The sequence below is a fragment of the Aquitalea sp. USM4 genome (assembly GCF_004328945.1).
In the GTDB taxonomy this organism is placed as follows: Bacteria; Pseudomonadota; Gammaproteobacteria; order Burkholderiales; family Chromobacteriaceae; genus Aquitalea; species Aquitalea pelogenes.
The window spans coordinates 3427910-3446426 of the sequence record NZ_CP029539.1 but is presented as its reverse complement, the minus strand read 5'-3'; the positions used below and the strand labels follow the sequence as shown (position 1 = coordinate 3446426).

Below are 18517 nucleotides of genomic sequence, written 5' to 3'. Positions count from 1 at the left end.
CATGATCACCAGCCCAGTACAGGTCTAATCCGTATCAATAATTTAAAATGAGCAAAGAATTAAACACAAGCTTGGTGAAATGAATAAACATGGTGCTAGATATTCACTAACCTCTACCCAGATAGCTAATTTCACCCAGCCAGAAGCCGCAAGGGCTTGTATAAAATGGATGATTCCGGCCTGAAAATATGGTAAAAACATAGCCTATTGCGCATCGACATTTGGGATGTAAAACCTTGCATGCCTCAACATAAAAATATCATCCGTGCGCAGACAACATCACGAGCCGGGTGCACTCTTTTCTTCTTTGCTTCACATTACTTTCCAGCGCAATTCTTACATTTCGGTTAAAAACTTCTGGAGTACTCATGGTTCAATGCAGTGTCATTTTCGGCGGATCGGGTTTCATTGGAACACACCTCACACGTCGACTGGTCGCGGAAGGCCAGCGGGTTGTCTCCATCGACATCAAGCCCCCACGCGAACGCCTGAACGGTGTTGACTACATCACCGGCGATGTACGTGACCTCAGTCAATTGAACGTGAGCGGCAAAGTAGACCGCATTTATAACCTTGCAGCCATCCACACCACGCCCGGTCACCCCACACACGAGTACTACGAAACAAATGTTCTGGGTGCCACCGAAATTACTGCCTGGGCACGCAGAAACAATATTAGTGAAATTGTATTTACCAGCTCCATCTCTGTTTATGGCCCTTCTGAAGAAGCCAAATCGGAAAGCACCAAGCCAACACCCGAGTCCGCTTATGGCTGGTCCAAATTTCTGGCGGAGCGCATTCAGAAAAACTGGATGGATGAGGACGGCAGCCGAAAACTGGTCATTTGCCGCCCTGCCGTCATTTTTGGTCATGGCGAAGGCGGTAACTTTACCCGTATGGCCAAGTTGCTGAAAAAAGGCTTCTTTATCTACCCTGGCCGCAAAGACACGGTTAAAGCCTGCTTTTATGTGGGCGACCTGCTGGAAGCCATCGAATATGCTGCGCGTAATAACCAGCGCTTTACCTTGCTGAATGGCTGCTATCCAGACCGTTACACCATGGAGCAAATTGTCGACACCTTCCGTCAACATCATTTCCCAAAGGCCAAAACCTATCTGGTACCGAAATTCATCGTTTACACCGCAGCCCAGTTATTGCGGCCGTTTTCGGCACTTGGGCTTGGTATTCATCCGGACCGGGTGATGAAGCTGGTACGCTCTACCGACATCATTCCTTCATGGCTGACCGAGCAAAAACAACAAAAGGAATCGGCATTGATCAATGCGCTGAACCAATGGGGCAAGGAAAGCCAGGGACGTTTTGACTGAAGCACTTAGTCAGCATGGCACTCAAGCCCGGTTGAATTGAAATCAAGACCAAAGAAATCCAGCACAGCATGTCCGACTCCATATTGATTGTTATCCCCACGCTCAATGAGAGCAAACATATCGTATCCGTTCTGGACAGCATTTCAGCCCGGCTGCCCGCCAACACCACCATCGTGGTGGCCGATGGCGGCAGCAGTGACGACACTGCTCAGAAAGTCCAGAACTATGCACGTGAGCACACATTCGTCAAGCTGCTGCACAATCCGCAGAAAATCCAGAGCGCCGCAGTCAACCTTGCGGTAGAAAAATTCGGTCATGGAACCGAATATGTCATCCGCTGCGATGCCCATGCCATCTATCCGCCCAACTTCATCAGCGCGCTGCTTGACGCCATCAAACAGCATGATGCCGACTCTGTTGTAGTCCCGATGGACTCCCGTGGAGAAAGCTGCTTTCAGAATGCAGTTGCCTGGGTTTCCGACAGTCTGATCGGCTCTGGCGGTTCGGCACACCGCGGTGGCAATTTCAGTGGCTATGTCGACCATGGCCATCATGCCATTTTCAAAACGGCTTCTTTCATTCGGAACAAAGGCTACGACGCTACCTTTACCCATAATGAAGATGCCGAATTTGACTGCCGACTGCGTGCCCGCGGCATGAAGATTTACCTGGATGGCAAAATCCGGTTGATTTACCACCCTCGCGCCAATTTCAAAAGCCTGTTCAAGCAATATTTCAACTACGGCAAGGGCCGCTCACGCACGGTGCGGAAGCACCCTACTTCGCTGCGCCTGCGCCAATTTGCCGTGCCCGCATGCATTGGCAGCAGCTTGCTGGCCTTGCCGCTGGCGCTGGTCACGCCTTATAGCCTGATTATTCCGGCAGGCTATCTTGGCCTACTGCTGGCCGGCACAGCATCCGTAGTGGCCAAGCACAAAAAGCCCTGCGCGCTGTTGGCAGGGGTAGCCGCCTTCGCCATGCACAGCGGCTGGGCGCTTGGCTTTGCCTACGGAATGGTCAGGCTGCGCGAGCAAAAATGGCAGCCTGAAGCCTAAGACTCACCGCCCAGACTGAAAACAAAAAGAGGTGTTGCCAGGCAACACCTCTTTTTACTGAAACACTACGACGCTGACTCAATTACGCCCGTAGGTATCCTCAAAGCGCACGATATCGTCTTCGCCAAGGTAGGAACCGGACTGAACTTCAATCAGCTCCAGCATCACCTTGCCCGGGTTTTCCAGCCGGTGCACTTCACCCAGCGGGATATAAGTAGACTGGTTTTCCGTCAGCAGGCTCACCTTGTCACCGCAAGTGACGCGAGCAGTGCCCTTCACCACGATCCAGTGCTCGGCACGGTGATGGTGCATTTGCAGTGACAGCGATGCGCCCGGCTTTACGGTGATGCGCTTGACCTGATAGCGGTCACCATCATCCACGCCTTCGTAAGTACCCCACGGGCGATACACCTGACGGTGCAGATGCGCTTCTGCACGTTGCTGCTTTTGCAGCTGCTCCACAATCTTCTTCACCGATTGTGACTTGTCCTTGTGCGCCACCAGCACTGCATCGGAAGTCTCGATGATGATGAGATCATCCACACCGGTAGCCGTCACCAGCCGGTGATTGCCCATCACCAGGCAATTGCGGCTGTCATCCAGCACCACGTCGCCACGCAATACATTGCCTTGCTCATCGTGCGGCAGCGATTCGGCCAGAGACGTCCAGGAGCCGATATCGCTCCAGCCGAAATCAGAAGCCACCACTGCGGCACTGGTGGTACGCTCCATCACGGCATAGTCGATGGAATCGCTGGGGCAAGCGGCAAAAGCTGTCGGATCCAGACGGAAAAAGTCCAGGTCCTGCCTGGCTTGCAACACAGATTGTTCTGCCTGGGTATGCATCTGCGGCTGGAAACGGGCCAGCTCATCCAGATAGGTACTGGCCTTGAGCAGGAACATGCCGCTATTCCAGTAGTAATCGCCAGAATCAATCATGCGCACGGCATTGTCGTGATCCGGCTTTTCCACAAAGCGCTGTACCGCATAGACGTCACCAGACAACGCCGCACCGCGCTGAATGTAGCCGTAGCCGGTATTGGGCTGGTCCGGCACGATGCCGAAGGTAACGATCTTGCCTGCCACGGCAGACGGATAGGCGGCCTCAACTGCACCATGGAAAGCAGCGGTATCGCGAATCAGGTGGTCGCTGGGCAATACCAGCATCACGGCATCCGGGTCGCGCTGACGGGCAATAAAGGCAGCGGCGGCAATGGCCGGCGCGGTATTACGCGCCACCGGCTCCAGCACCACCGTGGCATCCGGCTGCGACTTGCATTGCTCGGCTACCAGAAAACGGTGGTCGGCATTAGAGATAATCAGCGCATCGCTGGCACTAGCAGGTAAACGACGCAGGGTGGCTTGCAGCAACGACTCGCCATCGGCAAGCTCCAGAAACTGCTTGGGAAAGCTGCTGCGAGACAATGGCCACAGACGGGTACCACTGCCACCGCACAAAATAACGGGGGTGATTTTCATCAGGTCTTCTTTAACAGAATGCACAGGGACCCATGCACAAGATGGCCCCCTGTCAGATGATTATTCGGTCTTGTCAGTATTAACCCGCGGCTTCAGGCGGCGATCGCGCGCGTCATTCCACAGATTATCCTTGAATTCGCTGATATGGCGAATTTCACCGGAGTGACTCACTGTGTAATCGCCATACACCACGGCGTCCTGCACCGTGGAACCTTCGGCAATGCGGGTGTATTCAAACAACACACTACGCTCGACCAGCGTGTTCTTGCAGATATGGCTGCCATGGCCAATCCAGGCCGGGCCGATGATTTTGGCACCAGCTTCCACATGACAACCGGAACCAAAGAATACCGGCCCCTGAATCTCGATATTGTCCCAGTCGATACGGGTATTCAGCCCTGCCCATACCCGCTCTGCCACTTCCACACCCGGCACATACATTTGCGCCACGCGGCCGCTCAGGATATCCAGCTGCACGGTGAGAAAGTCTTTCACATTACCGATGTCAATCCAGTTGAAATGGCGCTTTTGGGCATAGAAAGGCAGGCCTTTTTCCACGATGAGTGGAAACAGGTCGCTACCGATATCGAAAAAGGTGTCACTGGGAATCAGATCGAGTACTTCCGGTTCCATGATGTAGATACCGGTACTGGCCAGACGCGACAGCGCTTCTTCCTGCTTTGGTTTTTCCTGGAATGAGCGCACACGGCCATCGTTGTCAGTCACCACGATGCCATAGCTGGACACCTGCTCCAGCGGCACTTCCTTGGTGATCACGCTCACCAGCGCGCCTTTGCGCTTGTGCTCGAACAAGGCCGAGCGGATATCCAGATCAATCAGCGCATCGCCGCAAATCACCAGCGTGGTTTCATCAAAGAAACCACCAAAATCCTGGATCTTGCGCATGCCGCCAGCGGAACCCACCGGGTGCGGATTCACCTCACCGGCATCATCGACATAGCCTTCAAAGGAATAACCGATGTGCGCGCCCAAGCGCTGGCCGTCACCAAAGTACTGCTCGATCTTTTCGTGCAGATAGCTGACGTTCACCATGATGTCCTGCACACCATAGCGCACCAGATGCTCTACCAGATACTCCATCACCGGCTTGCCCAGAATCGGAATCATCGGTTTGGGCAAATCATAGGTCAGGGGGCGAACGCGGGTTCCCTTGCCCGCAGCTAAAATCATGGCCTTCATGTGCTGACTCTCTCTGAGCGAATTATTTTATTCTGACCGGATTAACGACGACCAATGGTGTCGTATTCGAAACCACGCTGGCGCATTTGTTCTGGCACATACATATTGCGGCCATCAAACACTACCGGGTTTTTCAGGGCGGATTTCAGCGCATCAAAATTGGGGGCGCGGAATTCCTTCCATTCGGTGACAATGGCCAGCGCATCACTATCCTGCGCAGCAGCCAATGGCGATGTGGCATAGCGCAGGCCTGCGCGTTCGCCAAATACGCGACGTGCTTCCGTCATGGCCACCGGGTCATAGGCCACCACTTCAGCGCCCAAGGCCAGCAGGCCTTCAATCAGAACAATGCTGGGTGCCACGCGCATATCGTCGGTATTCGGCTTGAATGCCAGGCCCCATACGGCAAAAGTCTTGCCGGACAGGTCCGCACCAAAACGATGCTTGATCTTGTTCAGCAGGACGTTTTTCTGGGCATCGTTGGCATCCTCTACTGCCTGCAGAACCTTGAGCGGCAACTCGGTTTCCTCTGCAGCACGAATCAGTGCCTGCACATCCTTGGGGAAGCAAGAACCGCCATAGCCGCAACCGGCATACAGGAAGTGGAAACCGATACGCGGATCGGAACCGATACCGATACGCACTTGCTCGATATCCGCGCCGAGTTTTTCCGCCAGATTAGCCAGCTCATTCATGAAAGAAATACGCGTGGCCAGCATGGCATTGGCAGCGTATTTGCTCAGCTCAGCCGAACGCACATCCATCACGATCATGCGGTCATGATTACGGGTGAACGGTGCGTACAATTCACGCATCAGCTTGATGGCACGCTCGTCGTCAGCACCAACGATAATCCGGTCCGGACGCATGAAGTCTTCAACTGCAGCACCCTCTTTCAGGAATTCCGGGTTGGACACCACGGCAAAGCCGGCATCCACACCACGTTGCTGCAAGGTTTCCGCAATCACCGCCTTCACCTTGTCCGCCGTACCCACCGGCACGGTGGATTTATCAATCACCACCTTGTAATCATTCATGTGCAAGGCAATATTGCGCGCAGCGGCCAGCACGTATTTCAGGTCTGCCGAACCGTCTTCATCCGGCGGCGTGCCCACGGCGATGAACTGCAAATCACCAAAGGCAACGCTCTCCTGAATATCACTGGTAAAACGCAAACGGCCCGCCTCAACATTGTGACGCACCATCTCCAGCAAGCCCGGTTCATGAATGGGGATACCACCCTCATGCAGAATCTTGATCTTGGAAACATCCAGATCCAGGCAAAGTACGTCATTACCCATTTCAGCCAGACAAGTGCCCGTCACCAGACCGACATAACCCGTACCAATAACTGTGATTTTCATTAAAAGGACTCCAACAGATCAAGAAACCCGGCTGTGTTTGCAGCACAAGAAGGCTGCTCCCCAAAGAACACAGGCCAATAAAAAGTGCGCGAATACAAATGCATACAGTAATCCGGCAAAGCCAAACACCAGAACACCACCAACCAGGACAAAGCCGAAGCCAAAGGTGGACCCGGTGAAAATAACCGTTCTCAGCCCTTGCCTTCCACCACCGGTAAGAATATCGGAAGCAGGATATTGCAAAGCAATAAGCGGCAAGGACGCCGAAAGAATGAAAATGGAGTGCACGCTGTCCTGAAAGCCTTTACCCAACAAATCAGGCACCGCCAAAGCACACACCGACACCACCAATGCTGACACCACCCCGGCAACAAACATGGTGGGCGCAACCGACACGCCATACCGGAAGGCAGAAACAAAACCCTTGCTGCCTTCACGGAAAAAATGCGGGTAGTAAATACGCGTCAACACCTGCATGGGAAACAAGCCCAGCTGCAATACCCGGGACGCTGCACCATAACTGCCCAGGGTGGTGGCGTCGGTAAAGCGCGCCAGGATCATGCGGTCCAGATTGGTTTGCATTGCCCGTGAGCTCTGGTTCAGACAGAACATCACCCCGCTATGCAATTCCCTCAGCAGCAAACAGAAATGCGGTGCACCATAGAGCCGCGCAGACAACAGCAGGTAAAACAACGACATCAGCACCGATTGCAGCAGCACCACATCAATCCAGCCCACCAATTGCGTCTGGTGGAACAAGACAAAATACAGCACCGCCATAAACAGACGGGCCAATACCGTAGCCAAACGTACCCAGCCAGCCCGCACAGTATGGCCATGCGCCACCATCACCAACTCGGTAGAGGCCGAAACACGCGACACCATGATTTCAGCAAGCAAAGCCAATGCCATGGGCCATAGCGGCAACTGGATATGCAACAGCAAGGATGCAATCAACAGGCTAGCCAGCACCGCCAGCGGCAAGGTAATCAGAACAGACAACAGCAAATTGCCGTAATAACGGGCAAAACTGGAGACATCCCTGGAAACCCCGCGCACCAGCAAGTCAGCACTGCCCAGCCCGGTCAACTCAACAAAAACACCCACCAGGGCCAGCAGGCCGGTATAGATACCAAACTGCTCTACCCCCAGGCCACGGGCCGTAATGGTAAAAGTCACCAGCTGAAACAACAAGGCTGACATGGTAGGAACCAGGGTGGCACCTATCGTCAGCAAGCGGAAACGAGACTCCAGCCGGTCCAGCACACCGCGTAACAAGGAAAGCATCAATACCCCTTAGCGGCAGGCCTTTTGCCCCGGCTGGGGCCGGGCATATTCCACAAAAACATCACCAAAATGGGAAGCCCAGCGCCCTCTTACCTTGTCCATCTCCAGCAACCAGCCAACAAACGGCGACTCCGGTTCACGACGGAACAGCGGGTAAATTGGCAAACGCAAAGTAAGGCCGATGGTTTTGATCAGACTGCGCAAACCCCGACCATTTACACTTTCCCAACGCACAGCATGATTCCCGACCCGGAAGCGACGCTGGCGCATCCATTTGAAACCTGCGCGGGATGCCGGCACTTCTTCGTAAATCCAGGCATCTTCAGACCACGCCATGGCATGGCCGCGATAAAACAGCTTGCGGAAGAATACGGTATCGCCACCACCAGACAAACCGAATGCCTCGTCGAACAAGGGGCGTGGCTCCTTGGCAATGGCGTGCATGTTTACCAGAAAATTGCAGGTACAAAACACGAATGGCTTGCCATCCAATGACTGCTTCTGTACCGACCAATAACGGGCATATTTTTCCAGGTGGCGGGCGGACTCTGGGAACACCGGGCGAACAGGTCCGCCAACAATGCTGGCGTTATTGATAGCCTGGGTTTTGAGCAATTCGCTTAACCAGCGATCAGTCGGCCACTCATCATCATCCAGCATGGCCATGAACTGCACGCCAAGGCGCTCCGCCTCTGTAAATACCGCATTGCGCGCAGCAGAAATACCAGGCTGCGTTTCCACCAGATAACGCACATCCAGCCCATGAGCTTGTGCAAAACCATCAATGGCCTGTGGTACTGCCGGGTCGTTACCGTCATTATCAACCACGATGATTACACACTGCTCATTAACAGCCTTGATAGTGCCAGCCAGATGCTGGAACAGTCTTTCAAGTGAATGCAGGCGTTTATAGGTACAAAAACCAACGGCAACTTTAAAATTATCCATTTTCAATTACTTACCCGAAGTACTTACATATCGAGATGTTTTACGGCCCACCATACCCAGAAGGCGACCATAAAAATGAGCCAGTGATAAAACTGAGCGAGCAAAACCATTCATATTAAAACATAAAATACAAAAAATAACTCTGAAAATCGAAACGGTGAATCCTTTGATAGCACGTAGAGAAGTAATTCGTCTGCCATCCATTGATGAATCAATTAAGTACATATAACTACCGGTGGTACTATAGCGCGATACAAGACTGCTGAAAGTCAGCCTTTCTGCAGGTGCTGGCTCGATAACTTCCGCCTCATCGCACCAAACGATCGTACCCCCGGAGCTAGCGACACGTCTAAACAAGTCGTAATCCTCACCACCAGATGCACCATATTGGTTCTGGAACAAGGGCAAGCCAACCAATTCAATAACTTTGCGAGACAATAACAAATTCTGGGTTGTATTCAATGACGAAACCACCCCGGTAGGCCAACGCTTACGCGTTGAAAAAATACTGTTTTTGGCAAAAATACTGGCACTATCAGGCAATTCACCAATAACAGGACCACCAACAAGGGCCGCATCATATTCCACAGCAGCTTTAGTGATTCGCTCAAACCAGCCAGTGGTAACACGTCCATCATCATCCAGCATTAAGATGAACTCGAAATCAGGATAAGTACGAACTATAGTTGAAACTAGTGCGTTCCGAGCTTGTGAAACACCTCGCTCGCGAACTGGCATGGAGGAAATATGGGTGAAATAATTACGATACGACTCCACCAATGCTGGCACAGCATCACCACAGTCATTGTCAGCAATGAGAACTGCAACCGATTTTGAATTAAGTTCGATTTTCAATGAATCTAAAAGCACAGAAAGCAAATCGATTCTGCGATAGGTTGGTATCGCTACAACATACTTAACACCCTTAATCATCTCGATTGACCTTATCGATTTTCAATGCAAATTGCTTGAGAGCCATCGCCCTAAATAAAATCATGACAAACATTGATAGACCTGCAGAAAAGACTTCGTGCGTATCTGAAAAGCCACCGATTAACAACAAGATAGACACTGCAGCACACGCCAGTGAATATAAATTAGGAAAGTTAAAATATTGAAAAAATGCAAAATATATTAAAATACCAACAAAAGAAAAAAGACCAAAAACCCCCAACTCGCCAAATGCAGCAAGATAAATATTGTGAGGAGTTAAAATAGCACCCATATCTTGCAATCTGTAAGCGAGGGGCAACGTCAATTCTGTTAATGATGTGTAACTACCAGGCCCACCACCAAGAAATGGGGATCCTGACATTGAGTTAAAATACATACCCCATATTACTGTACGACCAGTCAAAGTAACATCACGGCCCAACAGCAATAAAACATCCGTAAAGAAAAAATACACCAACCCCGATATAAAAACAGATATCACAAAGAAAAACAAAACAGCCAGCCATAGCGAAACTCGCCTCTGCAAACCAACCAGAAGCGGCACAAATAAGAGTGAAACTCCAGCAGAAACAAGCGCTCCCTTAGACTGAGAAAATAACAATGCAACAACAGGAAGTATTATAAACAACAAGGATTTCGAAATACGCTTTTTGTCAAAAAAGACAACAGCAATAATCAATGCAATTGCGGAGAACCAACCGAACGCATTTTTATTTGTGAAAAGCCCACGCCAGGCAACAACTGTCCCATATGACTGAGCACCAATCTGAGGAAGCAAGATTGAAACCAACACAGAAATCAAAATCAATGTAAAAAAGGTGTTATAAGAAGCGATTCTTGCAGCACGAACATTAGCGATAGAAACTGGCAAGATGGCAGCACAAGCCATAACCCAATAGAGAGCAATCAATCTAATTGACTCCATTGGCATAATTCCGAAAACAGATGAAAACATACCAAACAAAAAGAATGGCAGAAATGGCTTAATAACATTTACATAAAAGTCAAAACCATTGCGCGTCGCATCAAACAAAAATGTCAAAAAAACTGCAAGCCAAAGAGCATACTGAAAAGGAACACCAAATATTTTATCCTGAATTACAGTACTAATACCTGAAAAAGAGGTAGGTGGATATATCCATGCCGCTGAAAACTGCAGAATACAACATATTATAAAAAAATATGAAAGTCGCAACATGAAAACGGGCTTACCAATAATTACATACCTTGGCATAATTTAGCCCCATCTTGCGACAAGTTACATTCAAAATTATTTTTGAGTGAATAAGCAGAAATATCCTTAATTACGTAATCAACTGGCACACCATCATCATTCATCATAAACCCCACCCAAGTTCCTCCTACAGCCAGGTTAGCAAGCATATACATAGGCTTATCAAAACCTGAAGGAGACTTAACAATGGAAACTGGCTTGCGATCGATATAAAAAATTAACTTATCCGGAAGCCAAAGAACACCGTATTTATGAAAATTCCTGTCATAATTCGGCATATTTAATCTACAACCAGAATGATGGATTTTCCCGATCGAATCCTTTGAATGTACCGTTGTTATTATTGTATCCTTCTCATGCCCAGGGGCCTCAAAAACATCAATCTCAGGAGGCCAGCTTTTATCAAATGGCAAAAGCCAGAAGGCAGGTAAAAGGTGAGCACCTTGAGGCACCTTGGCATCGATTTCAAAATAACCATACTTTTGTAAGAATGATGATCTGGTTGTTATCAAACCAGATGTAAATGAAAATCCAGGCAAGGCCGCATTTAAATTAGGAGGTATGCTCCTGGCTGTAATGACTAACCTTCCATCCACTACAGAAAATGGGTTAAGACCAAGCGCTTGATTAGAGCTGCCTTTATATTGGGGATCTACATATATTTGCTGCTCACGGGCAGCCGGCAACGTACGCTTAGTAACCCAATCATACCCTAACCATTTTTTCTGGCTTTCATCGTAACCACCATCATAATGTGGGGTCCACTTTCCATCGTACAGCCGAAAATTCTTTATATCACCATCAAATGATTTATATAAAAAAATACGATTAGCCATTACCGGATTAACAATTACTTTGCATGTTTCTTCTGCAACACCATCAGGAATATCTATGGTTATGTTTTTTGCACCAGACGCTATTGAAAATAGAGCCCCAAACAGACCAATGACAAAATTTCTCATTTCTGACTCCTGATGGCTAAAAGCCGAGAAGAAAATCCAACAAGCGGCTTCTCAATCCATAGATACACAAAAACAGCACACAGAAGGGAGAAGAAGCAGCTTATTCCTACGTAAAGCCAAGGAGCACCAAACTTACACTTTACCCACAATAACGCTATCAAATTCAAGGAAAAAGGGTGCGACAAATACAATGAATATGAAGCATCCCCCATGAATGATAAGAAATCCCGAAAAATATTCGTAGAGTGATTATCTTTAACATCACACAGAACAAAGCCAGAACATAACAACAAAGCAGGCAACCCCATCCATAAAAAGCGATATGGCCAATAATTCGACGCAATACCAGCACTTTTAAGAGTTACCATCAATACGATGGATAGCAAAACAACACACACACTCAACAATAGCGGAAAACGCAATCCACTCAAAAAGCAAATTGCAAGAAAAATACCAAATACGAACTCAAAAATAATTGTATTTGAATAAAATGCAAATGAAGTTCCTTCAACATTGATCACAAACTTTAAAGAAGCAATCATTAGAAGCATTAGCACTATAAGTACAACTCCAGGCTTCCTATTAAAAAGCAAACCTATTGAAAAGACAATATAGAAGAAAAATTCGAAGTTTAAAGTCCAACCAAGCATTAAAACCGGATAAAACAAACCGTAACTATTTACCTTAGGAATAAAGAATAGCGAGCTAAGTAGTAATGAAAAACTAAAATCCGGATGCGAAATGTGCTTTGCAAACAAGACTGTAGAAATCACCATCAATACGGTAAACAACCAATACGGGGGAGCAATCCGAGCCAAACGTTTAAGCAGAAACCCGAATGCAGCTCCCTTAGCACCAAATTTCTCTGATGCTATGTAATACATAATAAAGCCACTAATAACAAAAAATATATCAACGCCACCAGCCCAGTAAATAGGCTCAAAGACATCAAAAGACGAATTAGCGGCAAAAAGCTTCTGTGCCTGGTGTTGGACATGACTAAAAAGCACCAAACCAGCAGCAATAAAGCGCAAAATCTGCAAGTTATTTAGCTTCATCTTAACCCAACTTTTCAATTACAAATCTACGCATAGGTGCTTCCAGCAGAACACACACCAACCAACCAATTAAAACCGAAAGCAATACTGCAACCAAAAAAAACAGCAACTGTAAAAACAAAGATCCAGCAGCCAAATCAAACATGTATTTACGATGCAAAAAATTAGGCAAGGCAATCAATACCAATGCTTGAACCACGGCATGAGTCATATACATACTGTACGAAATCTTGCCCAAAAAAATTGAAAATTTTGAACCAAACACTTTAGAAAAAGCAGAATTAGACAAGGTTAGAAAAATCAGAACTGGAACAAAAAACACAGCAAATGTCGAAAGTTGACCATTAGAAAGAAGAAAAAACAAAAATGCTGCAATCAAAAAAGCAGGAAAAAGATGGACTTGTACCAAACCATTCGACTCAGACAAAAGGCGATAAAGCGCCATTCCCGAATAGAATAATGGAACAACCCTCAACATCACCGCCAAACCATTTGTCGGATACTTCTCATTACCAATTAAACTACAGTAAAGCAGAAAAACAAAAGCAGTGAGCAGTACAATAGAAAAAATAACTGTTCTTTTGCCCAACTTATTGATTGTCATCATTAACAACGGGAACAAAACATAAACATGCCATTCCGCACTAATTGACCATGCCGGATAATTCCAAGTCCGAATCAACACCCAAGGAGCCTGCAATAAGAGAAACGACGCACCCAAAGTACCAATAGAATATCGCCCATCCAAGGAATAAAAGCCTGCCTCGTGTATCAAACCAGGCAGCATGATGAACAATAGACAAAGCAATGAAAATGCATGTACAGGGTAGAGTCTTGCAAAACGCGCCACCATAAAATGCTTAAAACGGCTTACTGACACATTAGATGCAAACTGCTCTCCATAAACATGCATCATTACAAAGCCGCTCATCATGAAAAATACATCAACAGGAAACCATGCTTCCATAACAATGGGAAAGTAGCCACTAAGAATATGCTTAATAGCTGGAAGTGTTGAGCACATATGATATAAAACGACCCACAAAGCCAAGACACCTCGCAAGCCATCCAATTCAACAATACGTTTCATTTATATAGCAGACAGTATATATTAATTTAATGTGCCAGGTTTTATAGATAGGGCACCTATAGTGAGACTCATCTATAGAAAAGAAACCTACCAAGCCTTCACAAAAACAAATGCATCATCAGCTTCACGCTGACGCAACACCCGAGCCGGAACGCCACCAAGAATGCAGCGATCATCTTCCAGCTTCTTTGTTACAACAGCCCCCATGCCAACAATACATTCATTGCCGATACTAGCTCCTGGTGCAAAACGCACAGCGGAACCCACATAACAGGATTTCCCGATGTAGATATCCCGGTCCACGGCACTGGCTCCATGTGTCAGGAATTGCGAGGCAAAACCTGCCACCCAACTACCATCATCAATATGAATGGAGCCATAGACGTCAAACAAATGGTCCTCATGCAAAAGACAGTTCTCCCCGACTTTGAATGACCGTGCATAGTTTTTACTTGCATTGGATGGGTCTGCTGCCGACCAGCCACATTCGATTCGATTTCCTCGGCCCACCAGAACATTATTCTTGAAGTCAACGCTTATCGGCCCCAATATCCGCGTTCTGCGACGGATGGAAAGCTTGTTACCTGCTGTAAAGCCATCCACACAAATCCATACCCCCCAATCTACCTTGCAGCCCTGCCCAAACGAGTAGGAAAATAAACGGTAGCCCATCAAACGGAGTGTATTAGTAGGCAAATAAGACACCAGACGTGTCAGAACCATTTTTATCTTGTTTTTCTTAGCGGTCATCATTTCACCTACTGCTTTTCCGGTGCACTCACGGCATTCAACAAGGCATCCCCTCGATCGGCCCATAGAAACAGATTGCTAGCCAACGAGAACGCATTTTCCTGCATGGCATTCAAGCGCTTGATATCAACAATACTGGCCACGATATCGTGTGCCATCTGCTCATGTGTTTTACTGCAAATCATTTGTGCCCGTATTTCATCCGGCAGGCCTGATGCAGCGTCCTCCAGCGTGGCAACCGGCAAACGCTGGAAGATGTAATCCAGGAACTTGAGTTTGAAACCACCACCAATGGCTTCTGGTACCAGCGCTATACGGGAAGCATCCAGAATGGCTGCCGGGTCATCCACAAAGCCGTGTAACTTACTGGCTTTGAGCTGGGGTAGCAGCTCGTCACGCAATGCCTGCGGCATGCTACCAATAACGTGAAAAGTAACGCCGGCCTGCAAGAATATGGGGTCGGCAATTCTCAGAAACTGACGCAGGTTTTCCTGCTTCGCAGCCCAATGGAAAGAACCCAGCATGACCACGCTCATCGGGTCGCTCTCCAATAGCGTTCTTTGCTGAACCACACGGCCAGAGTAACCCGGCGTGAGGATTTCGATATGTTTGCCTGGGGTGTTCTGCAGGAAGGTTTGTTTGTCTTCTTCCGTAATGGCGGTAACCACATCCACACGCTCCACCATGAAGCGCTCCATGGCTTTTACCTTGAAGTAGTTTTGCCAGAAACCCAGCTTTTTCACCCATGAAGTCTTGGACTCGGCGGCAACCGCACGCAATACCTTTTCTTCGTGGTTGTGGGCGATGTACACCATTTTTGCCCTGCTCTGCTTGCCCACCTTGCGCAGGTACTTTTGCAATGCCCAACCAGATGCATAGTGGTCGAACACAATGACATCCCACTCTTCAGCAAACAATTTATCCATGGCCTGGTGAAAGGGCTGCGTTGCATGTACAGCACTCACCAGCGGCATGGAGCTGAGCAAGCCACGCAAGAGTGAATAACGCCCACCACCTACGGTAATGAGCTTTACCAAAGAGGTATCAAACTCGGCTTTTTCGCCTTCGTTTTCCAATGCGACAAAGGTAAGCCCACCATTACTGGCTGCAAATGCCTGCGACAAAAAGGCGCTGTAAATACGGTCGCCGCTATTGGCCGGAAATGGAATCTCTCTGGCAATCCACAAACATTTCATTATCAAAACCCACTAATCAATTATTTATTATTCAAAGGAGAAGTTGCGTCAGGCGAGCCGAGCAAAGCCGGCAATTCATTTGCCGCAATACTTCCCAGCATGTCTTGCAGAAATTTCTGTTGTAGCGCAGTCTGCTGTGGAATTTCAGCATCATCATGTATCAGGCTGGATACCCGGATAAGAATCCCATCCGGCACATGGCCTTTCATGCTTTCTTTCAATAATTGCAACCGGGTATCCATACCTGTACGGGGGAAGCCAGAACCGATACGTATCCAGTATTGCACCCATTCATTACGTCCATTACGTCGTACCAACAGGCCATTACCCGCCAATTGCTGCGTACCTACCTCCAGGGTGACGGGAACTTGCCGTGCCACGGTAAAACCCTGAGCGTGATAGCAGTACTCCGGGCGATGAATCTTGATTTCCTGCGTTTGCTGCTTGGCATAGGCAATAGCCAACATGACAACATGGCCGGTCTTATCCTTGTATGAGCGCATCAACACCGCATCATAGGGTTTGTCGTAGTCATTACCGGCCTCAGTATTAGTGGTCAGGTCAACTTGCGGCACTAATGCCGGAACCGATTGCCATTGCGCAAAACGCTCGGGTAACAGTTTCTCGAATTGCGGTACAGCTCCGTCGTGGCTTACCTGTGGTTGCAAATAGCTAGCCAACAGATACGCGGCAACAAAGCAGCAAGCCAATAGCACACTTGCAACAACCTGCCTTTCTGGCAAGGCAGGCTTTGCCGCCTTGTCTTTCACTTCTGTACGCACCGTTTTGCCAACCCAACGCTGGATCAGGCTATCCACTCCCATGATGATGAGCAGCGCACTGACAAACAGGACAATACCGGCAAAACCATGCAAATAACTTTGGCCTGCTGCATCGCCAAAATAGTAAGTAATCAACACAAGAATGATTACCCGTAGCACGTTGGCGATGAAAGAAATGGGCACAATCAGCACGCCAAGCACGGCATTTCTCATCCAGGACTGGTGCTGGTTGATATTCAAATACAGCAAGCCCATTGCCTCAAGAGTAAACAGGGAGTTCAATCCCGCACATGCATCTGCCACCAATAGCTGATATGGCCCGATTGTCAGAATGACACCATCACGTGCAATCGGGTAACCCAACTTGAACAATACAGCCTGACTCGCCCAGGAAACCGCCATCTTCATGGGCATGGTCACCATATCCACAAAGGTTACTGGCAACGGCACCATGAATAGCATGAAGAAAAATGCAAACCACATGGCATGGCTGGATTTCCAGCTATGCGTCAACAAAAAGCAACCTAACAGAATGACGATAAAGGCTGATACTTCAAACTGAAAAATAAACTGCGATCTGCCAAATATATAAAACAACAAACCAGTAAAAATAAAAAACCAGGCTTTTAAATGATCTGGTTGCAAAAACAGTTGTTTATTTTGCGCGGACTGCTTGTACTTGATACCAAAAAAAACAATGGAAACAATCAGCACCATTGGGCCATGTGCGTTTTTCTCGCTACCCCAAGGGCCATGCAACAAATCCAGCAATGTGGGCATGAAAAAACCGGCTAACAGCAGATAAAACACCGCCCCGGGTATTTTATTCAGCTGGCTGTAAACAACTTTTGCCTGATTCATCATCATGCCATTTCTGATAACCAAAAGGTGGGCCATAGCCCACCTTTACCAATAAAGCAATAAACCGGAATCAGTAGTTGTTCAGTACGGTGCCAACAACATTGACACTACCCTGATTCAGTACATTTCCAAGCTCTTTCACTTCAGCCGCGAGACTGTGATTCTGACGAACTACAACCAGGGCGGCGCCGGTACGCGCAGCAATAGTGCTGATATCTGCGTACTCGCTGGAAGCTGGGGTATCGATCAGAATCACGTCAAAGACAGCAGAAAACTCCGCCAGCAACTGGGCAAAAGCCGGCCGGCCTAGCAGCTCTTGCGCATTGATGGAACTACCCGCAGGCAGAATGTGCAAACCTGGCAAACCTGCAATGGCATGCAAAGGCTCATTGGCGCGGCCAGTCAGTGCAGCGGCAAGACCATGGGAATTGCTGATGCCAAACAACGCATGCTGGCGCGGATTACGCATATCGGCATCAATCAGCAAGGTTTTTTCACCCAACTGGGAAAAAATGACGGCCAGGTTTGCGGCAAGTACACTCCTGCCCTCGCCGCGCTGAGTACCAGCGATGCACAAGGTGGGTTGATTCTGCTTGTCTTCAAACCAGCGCAGCATCAACTGGCTACGCAGGCTGCGCAACTTTTCAATTTGCCTGTCAAACGGCTTGTAGGCCGCTACCACTTCTTCACTGACATTGCTCTTGCCTGCCTGCAAATAGGGAAAATCAAACTGGTCTGACAAGGCCAGATCAATATCCGACTGACTCAGCAAGCCCAATTGCATGGCTGCATCACCAAAACGCAAGCCCTTTTCCTTTTGCAGTTGCAGGATGCGTTCTGCGTTTTCGGGGCTCAAGCGGCCGCTTTCAACCAGGATGACGCCAATGGAACGTCCTTGCAGACGACTGGCAGAACTGAAACCGAATGCATTTGTTTGTGTCATGTTCCTACTTTCGATCCGGGATGCAT

The 18517-nt window shown here is 48.4% G+C and carries 16 protein-coding genes; 2 read left to right on the top strand and 14 right to left on the bottom strand.

Annotated elements, in window-relative coordinates; genetic code table 11:
* The first annotated feature begins 368 nt into the window (after positions 1 to 368).
* Together DKK66_RS15885 and DKK66_RS15880 are read left to right on the top strand one after the other, a co-directional pair.
* Positions 369 to 1328 (top strand): NAD(P)-dependent oxidoreductase, encoded by a 960-nt coding sequence (locus DKK66_RS15885; protein WP_131359639.1) that lies wholly within the window; start codon positions 369 to 371, stop codon positions 1326 to 1328.
* A gap of 68 nt (positions 1329 to 1396) precedes the next feature.
* The gene (locus DKK66_RS15880; RefSeq protein WP_131359637.1) at positions 1397 to 2383 is read left to right on the top strand and encodes a glycosyltransferase family 2 protein; all 987 of its coding nucleotides are present in this window, start codon (positions 1397 to 1399) and stop codon (positions 2381 to 2383) included.
* Positions 2384 to 2461: 78 nt separating this feature from the next.
* Here the strand turns inward: DKK66_RS15880 and DKK66_RS15875 are convergent, their stop codons facing one another.
* The 14 genes from DKK66_RS15875 to epsG form a co-directional block, all read right to left on the bottom strand.
* Positions 2462 to 3862 (bottom strand): mannose-1-phosphate guanylyltransferase/mannose-6-phosphate isomerase, encoded by a 1401-nt coding sequence (locus DKK66_RS15875; RefSeq protein ID WP_131359635.1) that lies wholly within the window; start codon positions 3860 to 3862, stop codon positions 2462 to 2464.
* A gap of 60 nt (positions 3863 to 3922) precedes the next feature.
* On the bottom strand, positions 3923 to 5053 hold the full coding sequence (locus DKK66_RS15870; protein WP_131359632.1) for a sugar phosphate nucleotidyltransferase: 1131 nt from the start codon (positions 5051 to 5053) through the stop codon (positions 3923 to 3925).
* Positions 5054 to 5103: 50 nt separating this feature from the next.
* The gene (locus DKK66_RS15865; protein WP_131359630.1) at positions 5104 to 6426 is read right to left on the bottom strand and encodes a UDP-glucose/GDP-mannose dehydrogenase family protein; all 1323 of its coding nucleotides are present in this window, start codon (positions 6424 to 6426) and stop codon (positions 5104 to 5106) included.
* 18 nt (positions 6427 to 6444) lie between these two features.
* Positions 6445 to 7713 (bottom strand): lipopolysaccharide biosynthesis protein, encoded by a 1269-nt coding sequence (locus DKK66_RS15860; protein WP_131359628.1) that lies wholly within the window; start codon positions 7711 to 7713, stop codon positions 6445 to 6447.
* A 9-nt stretch (positions 7714 to 7722) separates the two neighbouring features.
* The gene (locus DKK66_RS15855) at positions 7723 to 8661 is read right to left on the bottom strand and encodes a glycosyltransferase (RefSeq protein WP_242673630.1); all 939 of its coding nucleotides are present in this window, start codon (positions 8659 to 8661) and stop codon (positions 7723 to 7725) included.
* Positions 8662 to 8667: 6 nt separating this feature from the next.
* On the bottom strand, positions 8668 to 9594 hold the full coding sequence (locus DKK66_RS15850) for a glycosyltransferase family 2 protein (protein ID WP_131359624.1): 927 nt from the start codon (positions 9592 to 9594) through the stop codon (positions 8668 to 8670).
* Positions 9587 to 10813, bottom strand: a complete 1227-nt coding sequence (locus DKK66_RS15845) for an O-antigen ligase (protein ID WP_165494197.1) — start codon at positions 10811 to 10813, stop codon at positions 9587 to 9589. Before DKK66_RS15845 ends, DKK66_RS15850 begins: the two co-directional genes overlap by 8 nt.
* A gap of 20 nt (positions 10814 to 10833) precedes the next feature.
* A complete protein-coding gene (locus tag DKK66_RS15840; protein ID WP_131359620.1) occupies positions 10834 to 11811 on the bottom strand; it encodes a glycoside hydrolase family 16 protein in 978 nt (325 codons plus the stop codon).
* On the bottom strand, positions 11808 to 12869 hold the full coding sequence (locus DKK66_RS15835) for an acyltransferase (protein WP_131359618.1): 1062 nt from the start codon (positions 12867 to 12869) through the stop codon (positions 11808 to 11810). The genes DKK66_RS15840 and DKK66_RS15835 overlap by 4 nt, the downstream gene beginning before the upstream one ends.
* A 1-nt stretch (position 12870) precedes the next feature.
* A complete protein-coding gene (locus DKK66_RS15830) occupies positions 12871 to 13959 on the bottom strand; it encodes an acyltransferase (protein ID WP_131359616.1) in 1089 nt (362 codons plus the stop codon).
* An 87-nt stretch (positions 13960 to 14046) separates the two neighbouring features.
* The gene (locus DKK66_RS15825; RefSeq protein WP_165494196.1) at positions 14047 to 14712 is read right to left on the bottom strand and encodes a hypothetical protein; all 666 of its coding nucleotides are present in this window, start codon (positions 14710 to 14712) and stop codon (positions 14047 to 14049) included.
* Positions 14713 to 14717: 5 nt separating this feature from the next.
* On the bottom strand, positions 14718 to 15785 hold the full coding sequence (locus DKK66_RS15820; protein ID WP_165494195.1) for a glycosyltransferase: 1068 nt from the start codon (positions 15783 to 15785) through the stop codon (positions 14718 to 14720).
* A 140-nt stretch (positions 15786 to 15925) separates the two neighbouring features.
* Positions 15926 to 17554 (bottom strand): exosortase B, encoded by a 1629-nt coding sequence (gene xrtB / locus DKK66_RS20215; protein ID WP_165494194.1) that lies wholly within the window; start codon positions 17552 to 17554, stop codon positions 15926 to 15928.
* 64 nt (positions 17555 to 17618) lie between these two features.
* Positions 17619 to 18491: a chain length determinant protein tyrosine kinase EpsG gene (gene epsG, locus DKK66_RS15810; RefSeq protein ID WP_131359611.1), complete on the bottom strand. Its 873-nt coding sequence runs from the start codon at positions 18489 to 18491 to the stop codon at positions 17619 to 17621.
* Positions 18492 to 18517 lie beyond the last annotated feature (26 nt).